Origin of the sequence: Pseudomonas sp. CFBP2511 (genome assembly GCF_030209255.1) — a bacterium.
Taxonomy (GTDB): domain Bacteria; phylum Pseudomonadota; class Gammaproteobacteria; order Pseudomonadales; family Pseudomonadaceae; genus Aquipseudomonas; species Aquipseudomonas avellanae.
Genome location: NZ_JARVSI010000028.1, coordinates 136170 through 157712, shown reverse-complemented (window position 1 = coordinate 157712; position 21543 = coordinate 136170). Strand labels below are relative to the sequence as shown.

Sequence of the window (21543 nt, the reverse complement as noted above, 5' to 3'; positions counted from 1 at the left end):
CTCCTTTCATCAGATAACGGCGTTAAATTAACCGCGCTTGATGACCGGTCCGTGACAGGTGCTGTCAGCCGCTCAAACGCGATACCAGTGCAACAGAAATGATGTAAATCTGCCAGCAGGCGCTTAGATCGATCTCTTATAGCGTTCTCTGTCAAGCAGACATAACCTGACCTTTCAAACGCGGCGCAAGTTCACTTGCAATGATGCGCAGCACGCCCGGCGTGACAGGTGTAGGCTTTGCGGTTCAGAAAGCTCAGGCACACAGGCAGGTTCATTTTTCATGATTTCACTGGTTTCCAGGCGTCAACGTCAGGCGATTCGTCTGGCCGCAAGTTTTATCGCACCTTACCGCTGGCAGGCGCTTGGCGCATTGTTGGCACTGGTCGTTACTGCGGGCATCACGCTGTCGATCGGGCAGGGCATCAAGTTGATGATCGATCAGGGTTTCATGACCCGTTCGCCGCAATTGCTCGAACGCTCGATCGGGTTCTTCATGCTGCTGACGGTGGGCCTGGCCATAGGCACTTTCAGTCGCTTTTATCTGGTGTCGTGGATCGGCGAGCGTGTGGTGGCGGATCTGCGCAAGAAGGTCTTTGACCACTTGATCGAACTGCATCCGGGGTTTTATGAAAACAACCGTAGTTCGGAAATCCAGTCGCGCCTGACCGCCGACACCACGCTGTTGCAGTCGGTCATCGGCTCGTCGCTGTCGATGTTCCTGCGCAATGCTTTGATGGTCGTCGGCGGGATCGTACTGCTGTTCATCACCAACCCCAAGCTCACCAGCATCGTGGTGGTGGCCTTGCCGTTGATCATCGCGCCGATTCTCATGTTCGGTCGGCGAGTGCGCACTCTGTCGCGCGAGAGCCAGGACCGCGTCGCCAATGTCGGCAGCTATGTGGCCGAGGCGCTGGGGCAGATCAAGACGGTGCAAGCCTATAACCATCAGCAACAGGACAAACAGCGTTTTGCCCACACCGTCGAACAGGCGTTCGATACCGCGCGCAAGCGAATCCTGCAACGCTCCTGGCTGATCACGCTGGTTATCGTTCTGGTGCTGGGGGCGGTGGCGGTGATGTTGTGGGTGGGCGGCATGGATGTGATCAGCGGCCGCATTTCCAGTGGTGAACTGGCGGCCTTCGTGTTTTACGCGCTGGTGGTCGGTATGGCGTTCGGCACGTTGAGCGAGGTGATCGGCGAGCTGCAGCGCGCCGCCGGTGCGGCCGAGAGGATCGGCGAGTTGCTGCAGGCGCGCAGCGAGATCAGCGCGCCAACCACCGGTCTGCAGACCCTGCCGCAACGTATCAGCGGCGGGCTTGCACTGGAGGGCGTCAGTTTCGCCTATCCGTCGCGCCCCGAGCGTAATGCGGTCGATGACCTGACCCTGACCGTAGAGCCCGGCGAAACCCTGGCTTTGGTAGGGCCGTCCGGCGCGGGCAAGTCAACGATCTTCGACCTGCTGCTGCGTTTTTACGACCCAGGCTGTGGGCGCATTCTGATCGAGGGCGTGCCGGCCGTGCAGCTCGATCCCCATGACCTGCGTCGCTGCTTTGCGCTGGTGTCGCAAACGCCTGGTTTGTTTTTTGGCAGCGTCGAGGACAACATTCGTTACGGCAACGTCAACGCAAGCTTCGAACAGGTGCAGGCAGCGGCACGTATCGCCCATGCACACGAGTTCATTCTGGAAATGGCTGACGGTTACCGCACTCATCTGGGCGAGGGCGGGCTGGGGTTGTCGGGTGGGCAGCGCCAGCGTCTGGCGATTGCTCGTGCCTTGCTGGTCGATGCGCCGATTTTACTGCTGGACGAGGCGACCAGCGCGCTGGATGCGCAAAGCGAACACCTGATTCAACAAGCCTTGCCCAGCTTGATGAAAGGCCGTACCACGCTGGTCATCGCTCACCGTCTGGCGACGGTGCAGAATGCTGACCGCATCGCGGTGATGGATCAAGGGCAACTGGTGGCGGTAGGCACTCATCAGCAACTGATTGCCAGCAACCCGCTGTATGCACGGCTGGCGGCGTTGCAGTTCAATGCCGGTGTCGAATAACGGCGGGAAGGCGAGGGCAGCAGTGGGAGGTCAAGCCTCCCACTCGTTCAGGTTCAGCGGTACTCGCACAGGTACGCGGTATCGACGCTGACTTTGAGCTGAAACTTGCTGTTGGCAGGTACATTGAACTGGCTGCCGGTGGAGAAAGTTTCCCAGTCGGTGCTGTCCGGGAGTTTGACGTTCAATTCGCCAGAGATCACATGCATGATTTCCCGCTGTGCAGTGCCGAACTCATATTCGCCCGCTGCCATTACACCAATAGTTGCCTGACCTTCGGCCTGACTGAAGGCGATGGATTTGACGGTGCCGTCGAAGTACTCGTTGACCTTGAACATGGGCGGTTCCTTGATGAAAGGGCTGAAAAAGGTTTGCCAGTATGCCCAACAGGTTAAAACTCGTCACGTCCATTGCAGCTCGACAGTGAATAAGTGTTCAGGTGCTGCAACATTCAGTTGGGCAGAATCAGCGGCAAAAGCCTGGCGGTATTACGCGCATCTACCAGCGCCCTGTGCTGTTGCCCGCTGAACTGCATACCCGCCAGCTGCAACGCACTGTTCAGCCCCACCGGTTTTTGCAACTGACGGGCTTGTGCGAAACGTTGTTTGAGATTGACATGCGGCATGCTGGACAACGCACTTCCAAGTTGATGACGGCGCCATTCTTCTTCCAGTTGCTGACGATCATAATCCCCCCAACTGGCCCAGCCCACCACTCGGGCGCGATGATGGCTCAGCCAGCGCTCGAACTGCGGCCACACGGTGGTCAGCGGCGCAGCGCTGTCGATGTTGCTCTGGCTGATATGGGTCAGCTCCTTGCAAAAATGAGTCAACAGCGGCCTGCGTGCGGGGCGTACGAAGCGTTCGAAATGGTCCAGCTCGCGCCCATCCTGATTGACCAGCGTCGCACCTATCTCGATGACTTCCATTTCTGCGACCGGCCAGCCACCTTCTTCGGTGGTCGCCTCCAGATCAATCACCAGCCAATGCGGCATCATCAAGCTCCCTTCGATAGTCAATGGCTTCAGCGTAGCCACATTAATGCGTTACGCTCGTGCCTGGCGGCGTGCGGGCAGCAGCGTGTTTCACACCGCCCATACAGTGACCGCGTGTTATTGCATTGGTGCCTCCAGTGAGATCGTCGTGTTCGGTCATCTGTTCAAAGCGTCGAGCGGTATGCGCTACGCTGGCGTCGTTGATTTGACAGTTGTTTAAATCAAGGAAACCGCATAGCGTGGGGGGCTTTGATTAATGCCGTGTTTTATGAAAAGACTTGCAGTGGTAATTGATAATGTCGTGAACACGGCCGTAACGGGAATGACGCTGTTCGTTGCGCTGATTATGACGCCGCACGTCTTTGCTGCGCAGGTCGTACGCGTTGCCGCGGTGCATTTTCCCCCTTACATGGTGCGCCCTGAAAAGGGTGAGGACACTGGTCTGTTGCCCAGGCTGGTCGATGCCCTGAATGCCGAACAGAGTGACTATCAGTTCGTGATGGTTCCGACCTCGGTGCCCCGGCGCTTTCGTGACTTCTCGGAAGGTCGTTTCGACGTCGCGATTTTCGAAAACCCTGACTGGGGCTGGAAAGACATTCCACACCAGACGGTCGACATGGGCCTTGAAGATGCCGAAGTCTATGTGGCACGGCGGGTCGAGGGGCGAGAACAGAATTACTTCGACGATTTGTCCGACAAGCGTCTGGCGCTTTTCAGTGGCTATCATTACGGCTTTGCCAACTTCAATACCGATCAGAAGTACCTGAGTGAGCACTTCAATGTTACCTCGACGTATTCCCACGACAGCAACCTGCTGATGGTGGTGCGCGGGCGTGCGGATATCGCCCCCGTTACCCGTTCCTATCTGATTGATTTCATGGCACATAACAAAGATGAGGCCGCGCAATTGATGGTCTCCGAACGTGTCGATCAGATCTATCGTCAATACGCGCTGCTGCGCCCGAACGGCAGCATTGATGTGCCGCACTTTGTGAGGTTGATGGAAAAGTTACGCGCGGACGGCGAACTGGCGGCGATCTTTCAGCCGCTGCACATAAAGGTCATGCCGGTCAGCGCGGCGGCGTCGGGGAAATAAGCGAGGAGGGGAGGCAGGTTTGATCCTGCCATCCTGTGCAGCTTCAGCAGCCTCGGAAGGTTCAGCGGTCCTTGGCGTCCTTTGCATCCATTTGCGCATTGCGCTCATGGACGCGTTTGAGCTGTTCTTCGGTGAGGGGCAGTTTCTTGGCGGTATCGCGCAGCATCATCAGGCCGCCGACGATCGAGCCAATGGCTACGAGCAGAATTAACCAGGCATACCAGGGCATAGCGCTCTCCTTGTTGTGATACCGGTTTGAGCAACGGGATTGCTCAATGGTTCAAGTGTAAGCGCCCGCAATGAATTGCGTGCAAACCTGTTTGCACGCAATTCTGTTTACGTTACTGGCCGGTAAGCATCGAATCGGCCGGTGCATCGGCGCGCGATTTGGCCGTCAGACTGAAATAGATGAACCCGATGGCCATCAGACCCAGAAAAATCACGCCGATCAGCATGTTGAACCAGGCCATTGCCACCAGGCACACTACTGCCAGCGCCAGCGCAATGCCAGGCACCACAGGGTAGCCAGGCGCACGGAAGCTGCGTTCCAGATTCGGTTCGGTCTTGCGCAGTTTGAACAGGCTGAGCATGCTCATGATGTACATGACGATGGCCCCGAACACCGCCATGGTGATCATTGCAGCGGTCAGCGTCATGCCGCTCAGATTGATCAGGCCGTCACTGTAGATGGCGGCGATACCGATAAGGCCGCCCGCGATGATTGCCCGGTGCGGGGTCTGAAAGCGTGACAGTCTGGCCAGTGACGAAGGCAGGTAACCGGCGCGGGCCAGGGCGAAGAACTGCCGCGAGTAACCCATGATGATGCCGTGGAAGCTGGCTACCAGGCCGAACAGGCCAATCCACACCAGCATGTGCAGCCAGCCGGAGTTGTCACCGACTACCGCCTTCATGGCCTGTGGCAGCGGGTCGTTGATGTTGGCCAAGGTGCGCCAGTCACCGACCCCGCCGGCAAACAGCATGACGCCGATGGCCAGAAACACCAAAGTCAGAATGCCGCTGATGTAGGCTTTGGGGATGGTACGTTTCGGGTCCTTGGCTTCTTCGGCAGCCATTGCCGCGCCTTCGATGGCCAGGAAAAACCAGATGGCAAACGGGATGGCGGCGAACATGCCGGCGATGGCTTGCGGCCCGAAAGTCTGCGAGCCCGCCCAGCCATTGAGGGCAAAATTGCTGAAGCTGAAGGCTGGCGCGACCACGCCCATGAACACCAGCAACTCGGCGACTGCGAGGATGCACACCACCAGTTCAAAGGTTGCAGCCAGTTTCACGCCTACGATATTGAGCGCCATGAACACGATATAGGCACCGACCGCCGCGTGTTTGGGGTCAAGGCCCGGGTACTGAACGTTGAGATAGGCACCAATGGCCATGGCGATAGCCGGTGGCGCAAAGACGAATTCGATCAGGGTCGCCATGCCGGCGATCAACCCGCCTTTTTCTCCGAAGGCGCGGCGGCTGTAGGCAAACGGCCCGCCTGCGTGAGGAATGGCGGTGGTCAGTTCGGTAAAACTGAATATGAAACAGGTGTACATGGTTGCAACCATCAGGGCCGTTACCAAAAAGCCCAGGGTCCCGGCTGCCCCCCAGCCGTAACTCCAGCCGAAGTATTCGCCGGAGATCACCAGCCCGACGGCAATCCCCCATAGATGTATCGTGCCTAGCGTAGGCTTGAGTTGCGTGCTCATTGTTATCTCCCTGAGATTAGATAATCGATGAAACATCCTGTTGCAGACGCCGTGCCAGTGCACGGATCGCCGTCGTGTTGCCTCAAAACAGGTCGTTTACAGAACGCTGCGGCGAACGAGGTCATCGTGTTGTGCAGGTTTGGTGCAGGCTAGCTCGGCGGCGTACTGCGCGGGTGCAGCGATTCGTGACTTTTTGCGACGCCCATCAGCCAAATGTCGATCTATGGGTCCCGCCTGTGGGCTGGTTCAGCTACAATGCGCGCCGATTTCGACTTACCTGAGACCACGCTCATGTCCGCCTGCCAGACTCCTGTCATCGTCGCCCTGGATTTCCCGACCCGCGAAGCCGCCATGCGCCTGGCTGATCAGCTCGACCCCAAGCTGTGCCGGGTCAAGGTTGGCAAGGAGCTGTTCACCAGCTGTGCGTCGGACATCGTCGAGGCCCTTCGCGGCAAGGGCTTCGATGTGTTTCTGGATCTCAAATTTCATGACATTCCCAACACCACGGCGATGGCGGTCAAGGCCGCTGCCGAGATGGGCGTGTGGATGGTCAACGTGCATTGCTCGGGCGGGCTGCGCATGATGGCAGCGTGCCGGGAAGTGCTGGAGCAGCGCACCGGTCCTCAGCCTTTGCTGATCGGCGTGACCGTACTCACCAGTATGGAGCGTGAAGACCTTGCCGGTATCGGCCTGGATATTGATCCGCAAGTACAGGTGCTGCGCCTGGCAGCGCTGGCTGAAAAAGCCGGTATGGATGGCCTGGTCTGTTCGGCGCTGGAAGCCCAGGCCCTTAAAGCTGCTCACCCGTCACTGCAGCTGGTCACCCCAGGCATTCGCCCGGCGGGCAGCGCACAGGACGATCAACGTCGCATCCTGACCCCGCGCCAGGCATTGGACGCGGGTTCAGACTACCTCGTGATTGGCCGCCCGATCAGCCAGGCAGCGGACCCGGCCAAGGCACTGGCCGCAGTGGTTGCCGAACTGGCCTGATCAAAAGGGCGCCGGGGTCTATCCCTGCGGGAGCGAGCCGGGCGACGCTTCGCTTGCTAGCGAAAGCGGATTAACAGATCAGCGGGGGATTCAGCGACCGCACAGGCCTCTTTGTGAGCAACGCGGATCGCCGCCCCGGTCACTTCCACTGGAGCGAGCACCGAACGCCAGCTTTATTCAACTTTCAATATCAGCTTGCCCTGGTTTTCACCATTGAACAGCATCTGGAAGGTCTCCGGGAATGTCTCCAGGCCTTCTACGATATGCTCCTTGCTCTTGAGCTTGCCTTCCTTGATCCAGCCGGCCATGACCTGACCTGCTTCGGCAAAGCGGTCGGCGTGGTCCAGCACAATGAAGCCCTCCATGCGAGCGCGGTTGACCAGCAATGACATGTAATTGGCCGGGCCTTTGATGGCTGTGGTGTTGTTGTACTGGCTGATGGCACCGCAAATCACCACGCGCGCACCGACTGCCAACTGGCTAAGTGCTGCATCGAGAATATCGCCGCCGACGTTATCGAAGTACACGTTCACGCCGTCCGGGCAATGACGCTTGATCGCGTCCATGACATCTTCGGACTTGTAATCGATGGCCGCATCGAACCCCAGCTCGCTGGTCAGCAGGCTGCATTTGTCCTTGCCGCCGGCGATGCCGACCACTCGGCAGCCCTTGAGCTTGGCAATCTGCCCGGCAATGCTGCCGACCGCGCCTGCTGCGCCGGAAATCAATACGGTGTCACCGCTTTTCGGCTGACCGACATCCAGCAGCGCCAGGTAGGCGGTCATGCCGGTCATGCCCAGTGCCGACAGGTACAGCGGCAACGGTGCAAGGCTGGTATCGACCTTATAGAAACCCTTCGGCTCGCCTGCAAAGTAATCCTGAGTGCCAAGCGCACCCTGGACGTGATCGCCTGCGGCAAATTTCGGGTTCTTCGATTCAAGCACTTCGCCCACACCCAGCGCGCGCATCACCTCGCCCAGTTGCACCGCCGGAATATAGGACTTGCCGTCATTCATCCAGCCCCGCATTGCCGGATCAAGCGACAGGAATTTGTTTCTGACCAGAATCTGCCCGTCTGCCAATGGGGTGACAGGCACTTGCTGATAGGTGAAGTCATCACGGCGTACAGCGCCCGAAGGACGCTTGGCGAGCAGGAACTGGCGGTTGGATAAATCAGTCATGGCGGGGCCTCGTAACAGTGGTTTATGGGTGGATTCAAGCCTCGGAGCGGTGTTCAGGCAAGAACGGATCATCCAGCGAATGCCGTTTGATCCATGTGGTTGATAGGAGTGCTCAGTGGCTATGACGTTCATATTGATCTGCAGATGACACATGCCGACTGCCAATGCGGCTTGAGTCACCCGACCTGCTGATCTACATTGCCTGCTTGATGAATGCCCGGATGACCGTAATGACCTCGACCTTTCCAAACACCCGTCACCCTCAAGTTCTGCGAGCTGGCGACGCTGTGGCGCTGGTTTCCCCGGCAGGCCCGGTGGACCCGGCGAAGCTTGAGGCGGCGGTCGAAGTGCTCAAGGGGTGGGGATTGCGACCGCGTGTCTATCCGCATGCACTGGGCAAATACTCGTTCTATTCGGGCACCGACGAAGAGCGGCTTGCCGACCTCAACGCCGCGCTGGCCGATCCGGAAATCCGTGCGGTCATCTGCAACCGCGGTGGTTACGGCATGCAGCGGATTGTTCAGCAGGTTGACATGGACGCAGTGCGGCGCGACCCCAAACTGGTGACCGGCTTTTCCGACATCACCGCGTTGCACGGTGCGCTGTGGAACCATGCGCGTCTGGCGAGCATTCACGGGCCGGTCGCTGCCCAGTTGGAGCGCGGTGGGCTGTTCGTCAGTGGCATGCGACATGTGCTGATGAGCAGCGAGCCGGTACTGCTCAAGGCCGATCCTGCGTCACCAACGGCCAGGGTCAGAACCGCCGGCAGTGCTCGGGGCCTGCTGCTGGGCGGCAATCTGTGCATTCTCGACACCTCTGTCGGCACGCCGTTCATGCCGGACCTGAGCGGGGCGATCCTGCTGATAGAAGAGGTCAACGAGCCCGCTTATCGGGTCGACCGCATGCTCACCCATCTAGGTAACTGCGGCATTCTCAAGCAGTTGGCAGGTATCGCGGTGGGCGAGTTCACCCCCGCAGCCAACACCGGTGGCTCCATCAGCCCGGCCCATGTGCTGATGGAACGGCTCGGCGGGCTTGGCATTCCGGTTCTTGGTGGGCTGCCGGTCGGTCATGGCGATCTCAATCAGGCTGTGCCACTGGGCACGCAGGCGATTCTTGATGCCGATGCCGGCACGCTGCTGGTATCCGCCGCCGCGCGTAGCTGATACAGCGGCTTGGTCAAGCCTTGCGCGCATTCAGAATCAGCAGGGTCAGCAAGCCGGCCACAATGCCCCAGAACGCCGAGCCGATGGAAAACAGCGTCAACCCGGACGCGGTCACCATAAAGGTAATCAGGGCAGGCTCGCGCTGCCGGGGCTCGGCCATGGCTACGGTCAGACCATTGGTGATCGAACCGAGCAGCGCCAGTGCGGCAATCGAGAGCATCAGTTCCTTGGGGAATGCGCTGAACAGGCCTGCCAGCGTCGCGCCGAAAATCCCGGCAACAGCATAGAAAATCCCGCACCAGATCGCGGCTGTGTAGCGCTTTTCCTTGTCTTCGTGAGCCTGCGGGCTGGTGCAGATGGCCTTCATGCCGGGCGAGCCGTTTTTTCCGACCCGGACGCCAATCACGGGCATTTGCGGCTGAACTTCAGCCACATCGACCCGGCGCGCCTGGATGAAGGCATAAAACGACTGGCATCCGTGGTCCGTACAGCACAGAATCTGCAAGCGGCTTGATCCGATTCGGTGTCACGGGCATATCAAGGGAGCAGGGCGATGTACAAGGTTTATGGCGATTACAACTCGGGCAACTGCTACAAGGTCAAGCTGATGCTTAACCTGCTGGGCAGCGAGTACGAGTGGGTGCCGGTCAATATTCTCAACGGCGAAACCCAGACCCCGGCGTTTCTGGAAAAAAACCCCAACGGCAAGATTCCGGTCCTGGAGCTGGACGACGGCACCTGCCTGTGGGAGTCCAACGCGATTCTCAATTTTCTCGCCGATGGTTCCAGGTACTTGCCAAGCGAGCCACGTTTACGGACTCAAGTGCTGCAATGGCAGTTCTTCGAGCAATACAGCCACGAACCGTCAGTGGCCGTCGCGCGTTTCATACAGTTCTACCTGGGCTTGCCTGCCGAACGCATGGTCGAATATCGCGCCATGCAGAAGTCCGGCTATCGAGCGCTGGCGGTCATGGAGCAGCAGCTTCATCGCACACCGTTTCTGGTCGGTGACAATTTCTCCATCGCCGACATCGCCTTGTATGCCTACACCCACGTAGCGCATCAGGGTGGTTTTGACCTTGAACCCTACACGGGCATTCGCCGCTGGTTGAAGCGGGTCGAGGCTGAACCGGGCTATATCGGCATGCTGGACTGACTCCCACTGAAAACGGGCACCAAGGACATTTATGCGTATTTCAATGACCCTTCTGGCTGCGTTCATCGCGCTGGGTATCGGCTGTTCGGCGCAGGCCGAGAATTGCGACGCCAATCAGGCGAGCATGAACACGTGTGCGGCCAACAAACTGGCAGCGCTGGATGCCGACCTTAACAAGCAATACAAGGCGCAGATGGCCTGGCTCCAGACGCCGGCAAAAAAGCAGGCGCTCAAAGACGCGCAGCAGAAGTGGATAGCCCTGCGTGATGCCGATTGTCTGTATCAGGCGGGCAAGACTGAGGATTCAGGCTCGATCTGGCCTTTGGTGCAGTCGCAATGCCTGGCCGAGCAAACCAGTGTGCGGCTCAAGCAACTGAAAAGCTATGTGGCCTGCCGCGATGAAGGTTGCCCGCGCTGAAGGAGGGCGGGCACGCTGTGTTCAGATCGCGCCGAAGCGTTGGTCCAGGTAATCGATGATCACTTTGGACTCGTACATCCAGACCGTTTTTCCGCCTTCTTCGATGCGCAGGCAAGGCACTTTGATCTTGCCGCCTTCGTTGAACAGCGTCTGGCGATCAAGCTCATTGTTCTTCGCATCGCGCAGTGCGACAGGAACGTTGAGGCGATGCAGGGTGCGTCGGGTCTTTACGCAGAACGGGCAGGCATGAAATTGATAAAGCGTCAGGTTCCGAGCCGCTTCAACAACAGCGGCCTGAGCCTTGGGATCACGCTTTTTCTTGCTCGGGCGGGTCAAAAAGTCGATGCCGATAACGAGTTGGCCAAGGCCGACTCTTAACGCTTTCATGAACACGGTCATACCTCTTGCGTGCAGGGAGAAGACCAGCCGGGCGCTCAGCGTGCGTCAGAGCACGCGAACGCAGGCTGGACGGGTCACTTGATCAGGCTGAGAAACTCGCTGCGCGTGGCGGCGTTTTCACGGAATTCGCCGAGCATCACCGAGGTGATCATGGCCGAATTCTGCTTCTCGACGCCGCGCATCATCATGCACATGTGCTTGGCTTCAATCACCACCGCAACGCCCTGAGCACCGGTAACCTGCTGAATGGCTTCAGCGATCTGCCGGCTGAGGTTTTCCTGAATCTGCAGGCGACGGGCATACATATCGACGATCCGCGCGACCTTCGACAGACCCAGCACCTTGCCATTCGGAATGTAGGCCACGTGGGCCTTGCCAATAAACGGCAACAGATGGTGCTCGCACAGCGAATACAGCTCAATGTCCTTGACCATCACCATTTCACTGGCATCGGAACTGAACAGCGCACCGTTGGTGACTTCTTCAAGCGTCTGCGCATAACCGCGACACAGGTATTGCATGGCCTTGGCCGCGCGCTTGGGGGTGTCCAGCAAACCTTCACGCGAGACGTCCTCGCCCAGTTGCCCGAGTATGGCGGTGTAATTCTGTTCCAGTGTCACAGGACTGTGTTTCCGTGTGGGTTTCGATAGGTGCGAGGGTGAGCCCTTCGCCGAGACGCACATAGTAACTTACGCACTGGGGCGGGTGCACGGCAGTGCTGCAAATCAACCGGGCAGGATGCGCTTTGTATCGCGCCGCTTACAGGTTGGCGACCAGATCGCTACCCACTTCCTCGACGCCGCGCTGTCTGAGTGGCAGGTCATTAATCAATTGCCTGTCGAGAGAGTGAATCCGGATGTTGAGTCGAGTAGCAAGAATAGCGATGTTCGCCATCGTACTGTCGTCGGTTTCCGGCTGCTGGCCGTTCTGGCCCGGTCCGGGTGGGGGCGGCCCAGGTGGTGGCGGCGGTGGGCATCACCAAGGTGGCGGCGGTGGCGGCCCGGGTTTTGGTCCGGGTGGCGGCGAGCGCTAACTCAATGGCAGGGGCGGGCAACTGCATGCTGCCCGTGCTGCGCAGGCGTTGTGAAGACGCGACCGGGGGTTACTCGTCGCGTCCTTCCATCATGGTGCGTTTGAGCACCACATAAACCGCGCCCGCGCCGCCATGTTTGGCCAGGCACGAGCAAAAGCCCAACACCTGCGGATGCTGACGCAGCCAGGTGTTGACGTGGCTCTTGATCATCGGACGTTTGCCGTCCAGGCGCACCGCCTTGCCGTGTGTCACACGCACGCAGCGTATTTCCAGCCGGGTGGCTTCGGCGAGAAACTCCCATAACGTTTCGCGAGCGACTTCCACGGTCATGCCGTGCAGGTCCAGGCCGCCCTCGAAGCTGATCTGGCCGAGCTTGAGCTTGCGCATCTGGCCTTCCTGCACGCCGTCACGCGACCAGCTCAGGACATCTTCCGGGCCGACATCGATCACGAACTGATCCGAAAGACCGTCGACGATGACCGAATCGGTACGCACGGTTGCCGACTGGCGCAGGCGCGCCAGCATTTTTCGATCAGCTTTGGGTTTGCCGACATCGGCGTGTTCATGCTTGAGCGGCTTTACGCCGCGCGTCTCGCTTCTGAACAGGGAAAAATCGTCGTCTTGCATGAGGGCCTCCGCGAAGGAGGCTAGTCTAACCGCTCAAGTGAGCGGGTCAGTTGTGTTTTTTCATCAGATGGGCAGAGATGCTCAAGCCGCTGGCGCTGCGCTGACGGCGGCAACGACGCCATAGCCAGACGCCCAGGTAAAACACCAGCAATCCGCTGACGGCAACAAACGCAGCGCCGCCGGGGCTTGCGTTCAGCTCGCCGAGCATCTGTGGATGACCGACCAGGCTGGAAACGCCAGCGACCGTCAGTAATGCACCCGACACTGCCAGCAGCAGCGCGATCAGTATGCCGATGCGTTTAGGCCAGTTGCCCTGGCCCTTGGGGCGCAGGCGACGTGCATCGAAACCATCTGATGTTTTCATGCCTTTTCCTCAGCAGGTGTCGGCTCAATGGGTGTCGGCGCTCTGACTTGAAGAAAGGAAGGTGGTTCCCGTCCCCGGTATAAACCGTGGCACCAAGGGATGGGCGGTCAGGTGAGCGCGGCCACATAACCCCTCGGATGGCGGCGTCAGATCAGGTCTTTGGTCAGCGCAAGTGTGGCGAAGTTGTCGGCCATGATCGCCATTTCGGTTCTGTGCACCACCTGCGCGCTGACAACCCCGTGCGGGCTCGGCAGGTCGCGGGTTGCGCAGGCATCGTCGACCAGTGTGCAGCGATAACCGTAGTCCTTGGTCGCGCGAACCGTGGTGCTGATGCTCGAATGGCTCATGAACCCGCACACGACCAGATCCAGATGCCCGAGGCTTTGCAGCAGTTCGTGCAGGCCTGTGCCGTTAAAGGCGTTGGGCAGGCGTTTCTCGACCAGATGTTCGTCGCCTTGCGGCAGCAGTTCCGGGACCAGTTGCCCGCGTTCGCCTTGTGGATCGAACAGGCCGCCCACGGTGCCCAGGTGGCGGACGTGAACAATCGGGCATTTGACCGCGCGTGCCTTGGCGACCAGTTGGCCGATGTTGGCCAGCGCTTCGTCGACGCCGGTCAGGGCCAGCGGGCCGCTGAGGTATTCTTTCTGGGCGTCGATGATAATCAGCGTCGCGTTGCTCAGGTTGGCGGGCGCATGCACCCGGCCGCTGAGTTGGAACATGGTCTTTAAATCGGACATTCACGGGCTCCTTGGTGTGGGGCTTTTGCGACATTGTCCTCTGGCTGAGGCGTTCTGGGAATGGCTACCATCACAGGCCCCGGTTTTTATGGTCTGCAGGGCAGGTGACGGGCTCGGTAGCTGGCGGTTTGCCTTGATGGCTGTGCGCGAATCGTGGAAACTTCCAGGCTTATCGGGTACGAACAGGCAGCGTTGTTCGTCACCAGGCTTTTCACCGTAGCTGGCCTCACAGCAGCTCGTCGCCTTTTCAAGGAGTTGTTCATGATCACTTCCCGTTTGCGTACCGTGCGCGACCATATACGTTGGGCCGTCAGCCGCTTTCACGAGGAAGACGTGTTTTTTGGTCATGGCACTGACAATGCGTGGGACGAAGCACGGCAACTGGTGCTGGGCGCACTGCACCTGCCTTGGGAAATCGCTGACAGCTACCTTGACTGCCGTCTGGAAGTCGACGAGATATCCGAACTGCAACGCCTGATCAAACGCCGCATCGACGACCGCGTGCCAACCCCCTATCTGCTGGGCGAGGCCTGGTTCTGTGGTATGTCGTTCATTGTCGACGACCGCGTGCTGATCCCGCGCTCACCGATTGCCGAGCTGATCGAAGAGCGTTTCGCACCTTGGCTGGCGAGTGAGCCGGCACGCATCCTGGACCTGTGCACGGGTTCCGGCTGTATCGGCATCGCCTGCGCCGATGAATTCCCTGACGCCGAAGTCGCCCTGGCGGACCTGTCCTACGATGCGCTGGAAGTGGCAAGCCTGAATATCGAGCGCCACGGCATGGATGATCGAGTCTACACCGTTCAGGGCGATGGCTTTGACGGTCTGCCGGGCCAGCGCTTCGACCTGATCGTCTCTAACCCGCCCTACGTGGATGCCGAAGACTTTGCCGACATGCCGGACGAGTATCAGCACGAGCCGGAACTGGCGCTGGCCTGTGGCAGTGACGGTCTGAATTTGGTGCGTCGCATGCTTGCCCAGGCGGCTGACCACCTGAATGAGAAGGGGCTGCTGATCGTCGAAGTCGGTAATAGCCAGGTGCACGTGCAGGCGCTGTACCCGGAAGTCGATTTCGCCTGGCTGGACTTCAAGCGCGGCGGTCACGGCGTGTTCATGCTCACTGAGGAACAATGCCGCAACCATCAGGCGCTGTTTCAGTCGCGGGTGTGAGGCTGGATGGATACGGGGCCTGTAAAAGCCCCGGTTTTTGCCTTGCCTGACCTTCGCTCGCCGACTTTTCGTACAGAGCCTAACGGTGGGTCGCGATCCAGATCAGCAGTCCTGCCTGAAACACTGCGAAGGTCACCAGACAGGCAATCGTGAAGCGCAGGCCGGTGTCTTCACGCTTGTACTTGCTGACCCGGTCTTCGTGCTGGCGAATGGTCACTTCCTGCTCAATCATGTTTTTCTCGGCTTTTTCCAGCATCTGTGATGCTTCGAGAATCTCGATGATCTGTACCTTGTCGTTGTTCCAGGTGCTGTGCAGGTTGCCGACATGCACATCCTTGATGCTGCCTTTCATGTGCTGCGCGTCGGCGTAAGCCACTTCAAAACCCAGGCTGCGCAGAAAATGATCGCGGCGCAGGCGAGTGTCCTCGTTCAGACCGTCCTTGCTTGCCAGCGCCACGCCTTCGATCTTGTAGGAAGACCATCTCTTCTGCGCCCAATGCACGGCGTGGGCGATCATGAAACGGCCAATGCCGCGGTTCCACGGCTCGATCTGCAAGCCTGACTCAGGGCCGAACCGCACGGTGCGCTTTTCATGGTCTGCCCAGACGTCCAGGTTGTTCTGTTCCTTGCGGACCCGCTGGCCGGGCAGCTGGACGTTGATGCGCAGCAGGCTTGTTTCCTTGCTGTGGCGCTCGGCACGGCCGAACTGCACGAAGCGCAGAGGGCGTCCACCCGTGGCGCGGTCGGTGGGCAGTGGTGACAGACGCAGCATCTGAAAGTTTTCGGGCAGAACGTCTTCCCACGGCTGCGGCGTTGCCGGGGCGTCAGCCTCTGCACTGGTGGGTTCTGTAATGGTTTCAGTCATGAGATTCGCGTCAGTCATTAGGGTGTCCTTTCCTGAGTCTTGCGCTGAAACACAAGGCTGGAACACCGCTATCGGCCAAAGTGACCGAGACTGAAGGGCTTGCGACGTCTGCTTTCAGATCTTTTTCTCGGTGTCTGGCAGCGCCTTTATGAAACGCAGTACCTGCTTGGTCATTTCGCTGGCCAGTGGCTGGGTCGGATTGCGGTAGGACAAGAGTTGTTGCTGCAGGTTGTCCGGCACGATGCGCAACACGTGGTTCATCCCGTCGATCAGCGCCAGCTCTGCATCCGGTCGGGCTTTTTGCAACAGCAGGGCATCGCCCACGCCCACCTGAATATCGTTACGCCCCTGCACGATCAGCGCCGGCATGCGCAGCGCACCGAATGCTTTGGCCGGGTCTTGGCGGAACAGCGAGATCAGGTACGGCTGAACACTGGGGCGGAACACCACCTCCAGCTCGGCCGGCACTTTGTCGTCGGTCTTGCCGGCCTTGAGTTCTTCAAGTAATTGGTCACTGCGCTGCAACAGTTCTGGCGGCAGGCGCTCCTGAAACTGCTCGTGCAGCACCTGGGCGACTGGCCGTCCGGTGCCTGCGACGGAAATCACTGCCGCAGCCTCTGCCTTTTCCGCCGCAAGGCTCGCCACCAGCGCTCCTTCGCTGTGGCCCAGCAGAATCAGTTGGCCCAGGCGCGGGTTGGCCCTGATGGCTCTGACCCACAACTGAACGTCGGCAACGTAGCGCTCGACGCTCAGGTTGCGTTCGTCCGGCGTGACCGCCTTGCTGGCTGCCACGCCGCGTTTGTCGTAGCGCACGCTGGCAATATTGTTGCTGGCCAGGATGACCGCCAAGCGTTTCATGCTGTCGTTGCGCCCGCCCTCCGGGTTGTTGCCGTTGCGATCGGTGGGGCCGGAGCCTGCGATGATCAGCACCACCGGCACAGGTTTGTCGGAGCGAGGCAGCAGCAGAGTGCCGTACAGCTTGCCGTTTTCGGTATCCACGCTGATAGGGCGCTGCACCACGCTGGGCGCCGCCGCGCTGGCTGTGCCGGCGATCAGGCTCAGCAGCAGTACCGGGAGTAGCGTGACCGGCAGGACCAACAGGCGCAGCGCGTTTGGAACTCGAAGCAGGGAATTACCGGATAACATCGCAAGGCCATCATGGGGGGAGTCTCGCTTGGACGCACGCGGTGACAGAAGGTTCGAGGATGAACTGAACCGCGAGCCTGCGTATACTGGCGCGCTTGGTTTAACGATCTGGTTTTTTAGCTGATTTTTCGGAGCGCCCGCATGTCCGGCAACACTTTCGGCAAGCTGTTCACTGTCACCACCGCCGGCGAAAGCCACGGCCCGGCGCTGGTCGCTATCGTCGACGGCTGCCCGCCGGGCCTGGAGCTGGACCTGCAAGACCTGCAGCGTGATCTGGACCGGCGCAAGCCGGGCACCAGCCGCCATACCACGCAGCGTCAGGAAGCCGATGAGGTCGAGATCCTCTCGGGCGTCTTCGAGGGCAAGACCACCGGTGCATCGATTGGCTTGCTGATCCGTAACACCGACCAGAAGTCCAAGGACTACTCGGCCATCAAGGACCTGTTTCGGCCGGCCCATGCCGATTACACCTACCACCACAAATACGGCATTCGCGACTACCGCGGTGGGGGTCGCAGCTCGGCGCGGGAAACCGCCATGCGCGTGGCGGCCGGGGCCATCGCCAAGAAGTACCTGGCGACCCAGGGCATTGTGATTCGCGGTTACATGAGCCAGCTCGGCCCGATCCAGATCCCGTTCAAGACCTGGGATTCGGTTGAGGACAACGCTTTTTTCTGCCCAGACCCCGACAAGGTGCCGGAACTGGAAGCCTACATGGACCAGCTGCGTCGCGATCAGGACTCGGTCGGCGCGAAAATCACGGTGGTGGCTGAAGGCGTCATGCCCGGCCTTGGCGAGCCGATCTTCGATCGCCTGGACGCCGAGCTTGCCCACGCGCTGATGAGCATCAATGCGGTCAAGGGCGTGGAAATCGGTGCCGGTTTCGACTGCGTCGCGCAGCGCGGCACCGAGCATCGCGACGAGATGACACCGCAGGGTTTTCTGTCCAATCAGGCAGGCGGCATTCTCGGCGGTATCTCCTCCGGCCAGCCGATCATTGCGCACCTGGCGCTCAAGCCGACGTCGAGCATCACGACGCCGGGGCGCTCGATCGATGTCGATGGCAACGCTGCCGACGTGATCACCAAAGGGCGGCATGACCCGTGTGTCGGCATTCGTGCCACGCCGATCGCCGAAGCGATGATGGCCATCGTGCTGCTGGATCACTTGCTGCGTCATCGCGGGCAAAACGCCGATGTCAGCGTCGCCACACCTGTGCTGGCCCAGCTGTAATGAGCGTTGTCACAGGTTGCGGTCTGCCAGCGTGACGCCAACGCCCGACGGGCAGTTGCCGTATTGGCGGCTGTCCGGGTTCTATGTGTGTTATTTCGCCTTGCTCGGCTCGGCGGCGCCCTTCATGGCGCTTTACCTGCATCACCTGGGTTTTGCCAGTGCCCGAATCGGCGAACTTGTCGCTATCCCCATGCTGATGCGCTGTGTCGCGCCCAATATCTGGGGCTGGCTGGGTGACCACACCGGGCGGCGGTTGTTGATTGTGCGCTTTGGTGCGCTCTGCACGCTGCTGGCGTTCTCGCTGATTCTGATCGATAAAAGCTATGCCTGGCTGGCGATGGTCATGGCGCTGTATGCATTCTTCTGGCACGCCATCCTCCCGCAGTTTGAAGTCATCACCCTCGCGCACCTGCAAGGCCAGACCTCGCGCTACAGCCAGATCAGGCTATGGGGCTCGATCGGCTTCATTCTGGCGGTCGTGGTGCTGGGACGGGTGTTTGAATGGTTCAGCCTGGACCTGTTTCCCTATATCTTGCTGGCGATCATGGCCGGCATCGCAGTCAGCAGCTGGTGGGTGCCCAATGCGCAACCGCTGACTTCGACCCCGCAGGCAGAGGCGCAGGCGGGCGGCTTTCTCAAGCAACTGATGCGGCCGGGTGTGTGGGTGTTCTACATCAGTGTTGCGCTGATGCTGCTCAGCCACGGCCCGTATTACACCTTTCTGACCTTGCACCTGGAGGCGCTTGGTTATAGCCGCGGCCTGATCGGCATGCTGTGGGCAGTCGGCGTGGTGGCTGAAGTGCTGATGTTCATGGCCATGAGCCGCATCCTCCATAGGTTTTCCGTGCGCCAGGTCCTGTTCGCCAGTTTCCTGCTCGCCGCATTACGCTGGCTGTTGCTCGGCATGTTCGCCGAGCACCTGCCTGCGCTGTTAATTGCGCAGGTGATGCACGCCGCCACATTCGGCAGCTTTCACGCCGCTGCCATTCATTTCGTGCAACGTAGCTTCGGCCCGCGTCAGCAAGGTCAGGGGCAGGCGCTGTATGCCGCCTTGTCCGGTGTGGGCGGCTCGTTGGGTGCCTTGTACTCGGGCTACAGCTGGAACGCGCTGGGGCCGGCCTGGACATTTGCTATCGCCAGCCTTGCGGCCTTTGCTGCAGCCGTCATGATTGTCACATCCAGAAAAGAGGAAGGCGTATGAGCCGCGAACAACTGAGTCAGGAGATCATCGAAGCAGGGCGGTTCCTGTATGGTCGTGGCTGGTCGCCTGCCACCAGCAGCAATTACTCCGTGCGCCTGTCGGCCAGCGAAGCGTTGCTGACCGTGTCCGGCAAGCACAAAGGCCAGTTGGGGCCAGATGATGTGCTGGCAACTGACCTCGCTGGCAACAGCCTGGAGCCCGGCAAAAAGCCGTCTGCGGAAACCTTGCTGCACACCCAGCTTTACCTTTGTCGGCCGCAGGTCGGCGCAGTGCTGCACACCCACTCGGTGAATGCGACGGTGCTGTCCAGGCTGACGGCCGCTGACCATCTGGTGTTCGAGGATTACGAGCTGCAAAAGGCCTTCAACGGCGTACTGACCCACGAATCGCAGGTTGTTGTGCCGATTTTCGACAATGATCAGGACATCGCCCGGCTTGCCGCAAACGTGCAGCCTTGGCTGGACGCCCATCCCGAGTGTGCCGGCTACCTGATTCGCGGCCACGGGCTCTACACCTGGGGCGCAAGAATGAGCGACGCACTGCGCCAGATCGAAGCGTTCGAGTTTCTGTTCGAGTGCGAGCTGAAGATGCGTACGGTCATGAACCGTTAACGATCGCCCATTAAACCCGTCTGTCAGCCTGACCGGCCTGTAAAAGCCGGAAGGCGTTGCCCCAAACCGAGGATCCATGCCATGAGCAGCCTGTCCGTTTATCACGTTTCAAGCCCGGATATTCCCAACAAGGTGCTGACCCACCTGGAAGACATCGCCTCGACGCTGGCCGAACACGGCGTGGCGTTTGACCGCTGGGAAGCCGCGACGCCGATCACCCCCGGCGCCAGTCAGGAAGAGGTGATCAACGCCTACCGCACCCAGATCGACACGCTGATGACCCGGCACGGCTACGTCACCGTGGACGTCATCAGCCTCAACAGCGATCACCCGCAGAAAACCGAACTGCGTGCCAAATTTCTTGAAGAACACCGCCACGGCGAAGACGAAGTGCGCTTTTTCGTCGCCGGGCGCGGTTTGTTCACGCTGCACATCGACGACTACGTGTATGCCGTGCTGTGCGAAAAGAACGACCTGATTTCCGTGCCCGCCGGTACTCGGCACTGGTTCGACATGGGCGAAAACCCGCATTTTGTCGCTATTCGCCTGTTCAACAACCCTGACGGCTGGGTCGCAAACTTTACCGGTGAAGACATTGCCGGCCGTTTCCCGCGGCTGGAAGACTGACAGGAGCCCGACACTGATGCCCATCAAAGCCATTCTCACGGACATCGAAGGCACTACCAGTGCCGTAAGCTTCGTGTTCGACGTATTGTTTCCATTCGCCAGAACGCACCTGCCCGATTTTGTTCGTCAACATGCCGAGCAGCCTCAGGTGGCGGCGCAGTTGCAGGCGGTGCGCACGCAGAGCGCCGAGCCGGATGCCGATGTCGAGCGGGTGATCGCGATTCTGCTTGAATGGATTGCCGAAGACCGCAAGGCCACGCCGCTCAAGGCATTGCAGGGCATGGTCTGGGAGCAGGGTTACAACGCCGGGCAGCTCAAGGGGCATGTCTATCCCGACGCCGTTGACGCACTGCAACACTGGCACCAGCAGGGCTACAGACTTTTCGTGTATTCGTCGGGTTCGATTCAGGCCCAGCAACTGATTTTCGGCTGCTCGGAAGCGGGCGATCTTTCCGGTCTGTTCAGCGGCTACTTCGACACCACGTCGGGGCCCAAGCGCGAGGCGCAGTCCTACCAGACAATCGCCAACGCCACAGGCTTTGCCGCCGAAGAGATTCTGTTTCTCTCGGATATTGTCGAAGAACTCGACGCCGCAAAAGCTGCCGGCATGCTCACGTGCGGCCTGGCGCGTGATGGCGGAGTGCTCGCGGGACACCGGCATGTGAACAGTTTTACGCTCATCGATCCCGCTTCTTTCTAGAAAACCTGCCTGTTCTGCGCGGCATCGTCCTGATGCCGCGGTGCGCAATTTTGCCTGTCATCACGCCTGGGTTTTA

The 21543-nt window shown here is 59.8% G+C and carries 25 protein-coding genes and 2 pseudogenes; 14 read left to right on the top strand and 13 right to left on the bottom strand.

Features of this window, described 5'->3' with window-relative positions; genetic code table 11:
- Positions 1–280 precede the first annotated feature (280 nt).
- Complete coding sequence (locus QRN38_RS23485; RefSeq protein ID WP_007244331.1) at positions 281–2050, top strand: ABC transporter transmembrane domain-containing protein; 1770 nt, start codon at positions 281–283, stop codon at positions 2048–2050.
- 53 nt (positions 2051–2103) lie between these two features.
- On the opposite strand, the gene ppnP is transcribed toward QRN38_RS23485, so the two are convergent.
- A complete protein-coding gene (ppnP, locus tag QRN38_RS23480) occupies positions 2104–2385 on the bottom strand; it encodes a pyrimidine/purine nucleoside phosphorylase (protein WP_003378666.1) in 282 nt (93 codons plus the stop codon).
- A 113-nt stretch (positions 2386–2498) separates the two neighbouring features.
- Positions 2499–3041, bottom strand: a complete 543-nt coding sequence (locus QRN38_RS23475; RefSeq protein ID WP_005766910.1) for a 3'-5' exonuclease — start codon at positions 3039–3041, stop codon at positions 2499–2501.
- 268 nt (positions 3042–3309) lie between these two features.
- On the opposite strand from QRN38_RS23475, the gene QRN38_RS23470 reads away from it, so the two are divergent.
- On the top strand, positions 3310–4137 hold the full coding sequence (locus QRN38_RS23470) for a substrate-binding periplasmic protein (RefSeq protein WP_044390156.1): 828 nt from the start codon (positions 3310–3312) through the stop codon (positions 4135–4137).
- A 61-nt stretch (positions 4138–4198) separates the two neighbouring features.
- On the opposite strand, the gene QRN38_RS23465 is transcribed toward QRN38_RS23470, so the two are convergent.
- Both QRN38_RS23465 and eat read right to left on the bottom strand, forming a co-directional pair.
- Entirely contained in the window at positions 4199–4366 is a 168-nt protein-coding gene (locus tag QRN38_RS23465; RefSeq protein WP_005766904.1) for a DUF2897 family protein, read from the bottom strand.
- Positions 4367–4478: 112 nt separating this feature from the next.
- Positions 4479–5843: an ethanolamine permease gene (gene eat, locus QRN38_RS23460; protein ID WP_005766903.1), complete on the bottom strand. Its 1365-nt coding sequence runs from the start codon at positions 5841–5843 to the stop codon at positions 4479–4481.
- 291 nt (positions 5844–6134) lie between these two features.
- Here eat and pyrF point away from each other — a divergent pair, with 291 nt between their 5' ends.
- Positions 6135–6833: an orotidine-5'-phosphate decarboxylase gene (pyrF, locus tag QRN38_RS23455; protein ID WP_024667462.1), complete on the top strand. Its 699-nt coding sequence runs from the start codon at positions 6135–6137 to the stop codon at positions 6831–6833.
- 173 nt (positions 6834–7006) lie between these two features.
- Here pyrF and QRN38_RS23450 read toward each other — a convergent pair whose 3' ends face one another.
- Entirely contained in the window at positions 7007–8014 is a 1008-nt protein-coding gene (locus tag QRN38_RS23450; RefSeq protein ID WP_057418460.1) for an NADP-dependent oxidoreductase, read from the bottom strand.
- A 221-nt stretch (positions 8015–8235) separates the two neighbouring features.
- Here QRN38_RS23450 and QRN38_RS23445 point away from each other — a divergent pair, with 221 nt between their 5' ends.
- Positions 8236–9180, top strand: coding sequence for a S66 peptidase family protein (locus QRN38_RS23445; protein ID WP_044390158.1), 945 nt, complete (start codon positions 8236–8238; stop codon positions 9178–9180).
- Between the two features lie 13 nt (positions 9181–9193).
- On the opposite strand, the pseudogene QRN38_RS23440 reads toward QRN38_RS23445, so the two are convergent.
- A pseudogene (locus QRN38_RS23440) lies at positions 9194–9541 on the bottom strand (benzoate/H(+) symporter BenE family transporter); the annotation flags it as partial.
- On the opposite strand from QRN38_RS23440, the pseudogene QRN38_RS23435 reads away from it, so the two are divergent.
- The 3 genes and pseudogenes from QRN38_RS23435 to QRN38_RS23425 all read left to right on the top strand — a co-directional run.
- Positions 9537–9694: pseudogene (locus tag QRN38_RS23435) on the top strand (PLP-dependent aminotransferase family protein); the annotation flags it as partial. The pseudogenes QRN38_RS23440 and QRN38_RS23435 overlap by 5 nt on opposite strands.
- A gap of 39 nt (positions 9695–9733) precedes the next feature.
- Entirely contained in the window at positions 9734–10336 is a 603-nt protein-coding gene (locus QRN38_RS23430) for a glutathione S-transferase family protein (protein WP_005766893.1), read from the top strand.
- Between the two features lie 31 nt (positions 10337–10367).
- The gene (locus QRN38_RS23425; protein WP_057418461.1) at positions 10368–10754 is read left to right on the top strand and encodes a lysozyme inhibitor LprI family protein; all 387 of its coding nucleotides are present in this window, start codon (positions 10368–10370) and stop codon (positions 10752–10754) included.
- Positions 10755–10775: 21 nt separating this feature from the next.
- Here QRN38_RS23425 and QRN38_RS23420 read toward each other — a convergent pair whose 3' ends face one another.
- Together QRN38_RS23420 and folE are read right to left on the bottom strand one after the other, a co-directional pair.
- Positions 10776–11153, bottom strand: coding sequence for a glutathione S-transferase N-terminal domain-containing protein (locus tag QRN38_RS23420; RefSeq protein WP_081025425.1), 378 nt, complete (start codon positions 11151–11153; stop codon positions 10776–10778).
- A 74-nt stretch (positions 11154–11227) separates the two neighbouring features.
- On the bottom strand, positions 11228–11773 hold the full coding sequence (gene folE / locus QRN38_RS23415) for a GTP cyclohydrolase I FolE (RefSeq protein WP_005616969.1): 546 nt from the start codon (positions 11771–11773) through the stop codon (positions 11228–11230).
- Positions 11774–12036: 263 nt separating this feature from the next.
- Between folE and QRN38_RS23410 the strand changes: the two genes are divergently transcribed.
- Positions 12037–12186, top strand: coding sequence for a hypothetical protein (locus QRN38_RS23410; RefSeq protein WP_005766886.1), 150 nt, complete (start codon positions 12037–12039; stop codon positions 12184–12186).
- A 69-nt stretch (positions 12187–12255) separates the two neighbouring features.
- Here the strand turns inward: QRN38_RS23410 and QRN38_RS23405 are convergent, their stop codons facing one another.
- From QRN38_RS23405 to QRN38_RS23395, 3 genes are all read right to left on the bottom strand, one after another.
- On the bottom strand, positions 12256–12813 hold the full coding sequence (locus QRN38_RS23405) for a Smr/MutS family protein (RefSeq protein ID WP_003378641.1): 558 nt from the start codon (positions 12811–12813) through the stop codon (positions 12256–12258).
- Between the two features lie 46 nt (positions 12814–12859).
- On the bottom strand, positions 12860–13177 hold the full coding sequence (locus QRN38_RS23400; protein WP_003378639.1) for a hypothetical protein: 318 nt from the start codon (positions 13175–13177) through the stop codon (positions 12860–12862).
- A gap of 146 nt (positions 13178–13323) precedes the next feature.
- The gene (locus tag QRN38_RS23395) at positions 13324–13914 is read right to left on the bottom strand and encodes a cysteine hydrolase family protein (protein ID WP_003378637.1); all 591 of its coding nucleotides are present in this window, start codon (positions 13912–13914) and stop codon (positions 13324–13326) included.
- 261 nt (positions 13915–14175) lie between these two features.
- On the opposite strand from QRN38_RS23395, the gene prmB reads away from it, so the two are divergent.
- Entirely contained in the window at positions 14176–15084 is a 909-nt protein-coding gene (gene prmB, locus QRN38_RS23390) for a 50S ribosomal protein L3 N(5)-glutamine methyltransferase (protein ID WP_005616971.1), read from the top strand.
- A gap of 79 nt (positions 15085–15163) precedes the next feature.
- Here prmB and QRN38_RS23385 read toward each other — a convergent pair whose 3' ends face one another.
- Both QRN38_RS23385 and QRN38_RS23380 read right to left on the bottom strand, forming a co-directional pair.
- On the bottom strand, positions 15164–15967 hold the full coding sequence (locus QRN38_RS23385; RefSeq protein ID WP_081025426.1) for a hypothetical protein: 804 nt from the start codon (positions 15965–15967) through the stop codon (positions 15164–15166).
- Positions 15968–16063: 96 nt separating this feature from the next.
- Positions 16064–17095 carry an alpha/beta hydrolase gene (locus QRN38_RS23380; protein WP_044390113.1) on the bottom strand — a complete coding sequence of 344 codons (1032 nt, stop codon included), beginning with the start codon at positions 17093–17095 and terminating at the stop codon, positions 16064–16066.
- Positions 17096–17236: 141 nt separating this feature from the next.
- Between QRN38_RS23380 and aroC the strand changes: the two genes are divergently transcribed.
- From aroC to mtnC, 5 genes are all read left to right on the top strand, one after another.
- Entirely contained in the window at positions 17237–18328 is a 1092-nt protein-coding gene (aroC, locus tag QRN38_RS23375) for a chorismate synthase (RefSeq protein WP_007244321.1), read from the top strand.
- Positions 18329–18359: 31 nt separating this feature from the next.
- Positions 18360–19529, top strand: coding sequence for an MFS transporter (locus tag QRN38_RS23370; protein WP_081025427.1), 1170 nt, complete (start codon positions 18360–18362; stop codon positions 19527–19529).
- On the top strand, positions 19526–20140 hold the full coding sequence (locus QRN38_RS23365) for a methylthioribulose 1-phosphate dehydratase (protein ID WP_005766874.1): 615 nt from the start codon (positions 19526–19528) through the stop codon (positions 20138–20140). The genes QRN38_RS23370 and QRN38_RS23365 overlap by 4 nt, the downstream gene beginning before the upstream one ends.
- A gap of 81 nt (positions 20141–20221) precedes the next feature.
- On the top strand, positions 20222–20767 hold the full coding sequence (locus QRN38_RS23360) for a 1,2-dihydroxy-3-keto-5-methylthiopentene dioxygenase (RefSeq protein ID WP_044390116.1): 546 nt from the start codon (positions 20222–20224) through the stop codon (positions 20765–20767).
- A 16-nt stretch (positions 20768–20783) separates the two neighbouring features.
- Positions 20784–21467 (top strand): acireductone synthase, encoded by a 684-nt coding sequence (gene mtnC / locus QRN38_RS23355; RefSeq protein ID WP_057418463.1) that lies wholly within the window; start codon positions 20784–20786, stop codon positions 21465–21467.
- Positions 21468–21543 lie beyond the last annotated feature (76 nt).

What these genes read in the sequence shown, in the direction of transcription:
- aroC (WP_007244321.1), top strand. Translation starts at nt 17,237, where the DNA reads ATGTCCGGCAACACTTTCGGCAAGCTGTTCACTGTCACCACCGCCGGC.
- mtnC (WP_057418463.1), top strand. Translation starts at nt 20,784, where the DNA reads ATGCCCATCAAAGCCATTCTCACGGACATCGAAGGCACTACCAGTGCC.
- QRN38_RS23395 (WP_003378637.1), bottom strand. Translation starts at nt 13,914, where the DNA reads ATGTCCGATTTAAAGACCATGTTCCAACTCAGCGGCCGGGTGCATGCG.
- QRN38_RS23485 (WP_007244331.1), top strand. Translation starts at nt 281, where the DNA reads ATGATTTCACTGGTTTCCAGGCGTCAACGTCAGGCGATTCGTCTGGCC.
- QRN38_RS23445 (WP_044390158.1), top strand. Translation starts at nt 8,236, where the DNA reads ATGACCGTAATGACCTCGACCTTTCCAAACACCCGTCACCCTCAAGTT.
- QRN38_RS23450 (WP_057418460.1), bottom strand. Translation starts at nt 8,014, where the DNA reads ATGACTGATTTATCCAACCGCCAGTTCCTGCTCGCCAAGCGTCCTTCG.
- eat (WP_005766903.1), bottom strand. Translation starts at nt 5,843, where the DNA reads ATGAGCACGCAACTCAAGCCTACGCTAGGCACGATACATCTATGGGGG.
- QRN38_RS23470 (WP_044390156.1), top strand. Translation starts at nt 3,310, where the DNA reads ATGAAAAGACTTGCAGTGGTAATTGATAATGTCGTGAACACGGCCGTA.
- prmB (WP_005616971.1), top strand. Translation starts at nt 14,176, where the DNA reads ATGATCACTTCCCGTTTGCGTACCGTGCGCGACCATATACGTTGGGCC.
- QRN38_RS23365 (WP_005766874.1), top strand. Translation starts at nt 19,526, where the DNA reads ATGAGCCGCGAACAACTGAGTCAGGAGATCATCGAAGCAGGGCGGTTC.
- ppnP (WP_003378666.1), bottom strand. Translation starts at nt 2,385, where the DNA reads ATGTTCAAGGTCAACGAGTACTTCGACGGCACCGTCAAATCCATCGCC.
- pyrF (WP_024667462.1), top strand. Translation starts at nt 6,135, where the DNA reads ATGTCCGCCTGCCAGACTCCTGTCATCGTCGCCCTGGATTTCCCGACC.
- QRN38_RS23425 (WP_057418461.1), top strand. Translation starts at nt 10,368, where the DNA reads ATGCGTATTTCAATGACCCTTCTGGCTGCGTTCATCGCGCTGGGTATC.
- QRN38_RS23430 (WP_005766893.1), top strand. Translation starts at nt 9,734, where the DNA reads ATGTACAAGGTTTATGGCGATTACAACTCGGGCAACTGCTACAAGGTC.
- QRN38_RS23380 (WP_044390113.1), bottom strand. Translation starts at nt 17,095, where the DNA reads ATGTTATCCGGTAATTCCCTGCTTCGAGTTCCAAACGCGCTGCGCCTG.
- QRN38_RS23385 (WP_081025426.1), bottom strand. Translation starts at nt 15,967, where the DNA reads ATGACTGACGCGAATCTCATGACTGAAACCATTACAGAACCCACCAGT.
- QRN38_RS23360 (WP_044390116.1), top strand. Translation starts at nt 20,222, where the DNA reads ATGAGCAGCCTGTCCGTTTATCACGTTTCAAGCCCGGATATTCCCAAC.
- QRN38_RS23465 (WP_005766904.1), bottom strand. Translation starts at nt 4,366, where the DNA reads ATGCCCTGGTATGCCTGGTTAATTCTGCTCGTAGCCATTGGCTCGATC.
- QRN38_RS23400 (WP_003378639.1), bottom strand. Translation starts at nt 13,177, where the DNA reads ATGAAAACATCAGATGGTTTCGATGCACGTCGCCTGCGCCCCAAGGGC.
- QRN38_RS23405 (WP_003378641.1), bottom strand. Translation starts at nt 12,813, where the DNA reads ATGCAAGACGACGATTTTTCCCTGTTCAGAAGCGAGACGCGCGGCGTA.
- QRN38_RS23410 (WP_005766886.1), top strand. Translation starts at nt 12,037, where the DNA reads ATGTTCGCCATCGTACTGTCGTCGGTTTCCGGCTGCTGGCCGTTCTGG.
- QRN38_RS23475 (WP_005766910.1), bottom strand. Translation starts at nt 3,041, where the DNA reads ATGCCGCATTGGCTGGTGATTGATCTGGAGGCGACCACCGAAGAAGGT.
- QRN38_RS23420 (WP_081025425.1), bottom strand. Translation starts at nt 11,153, where the DNA reads ATGACCGTGTTCATGAAAGCGTTAAGAGTCGGCCTTGGCCAACTCGTT.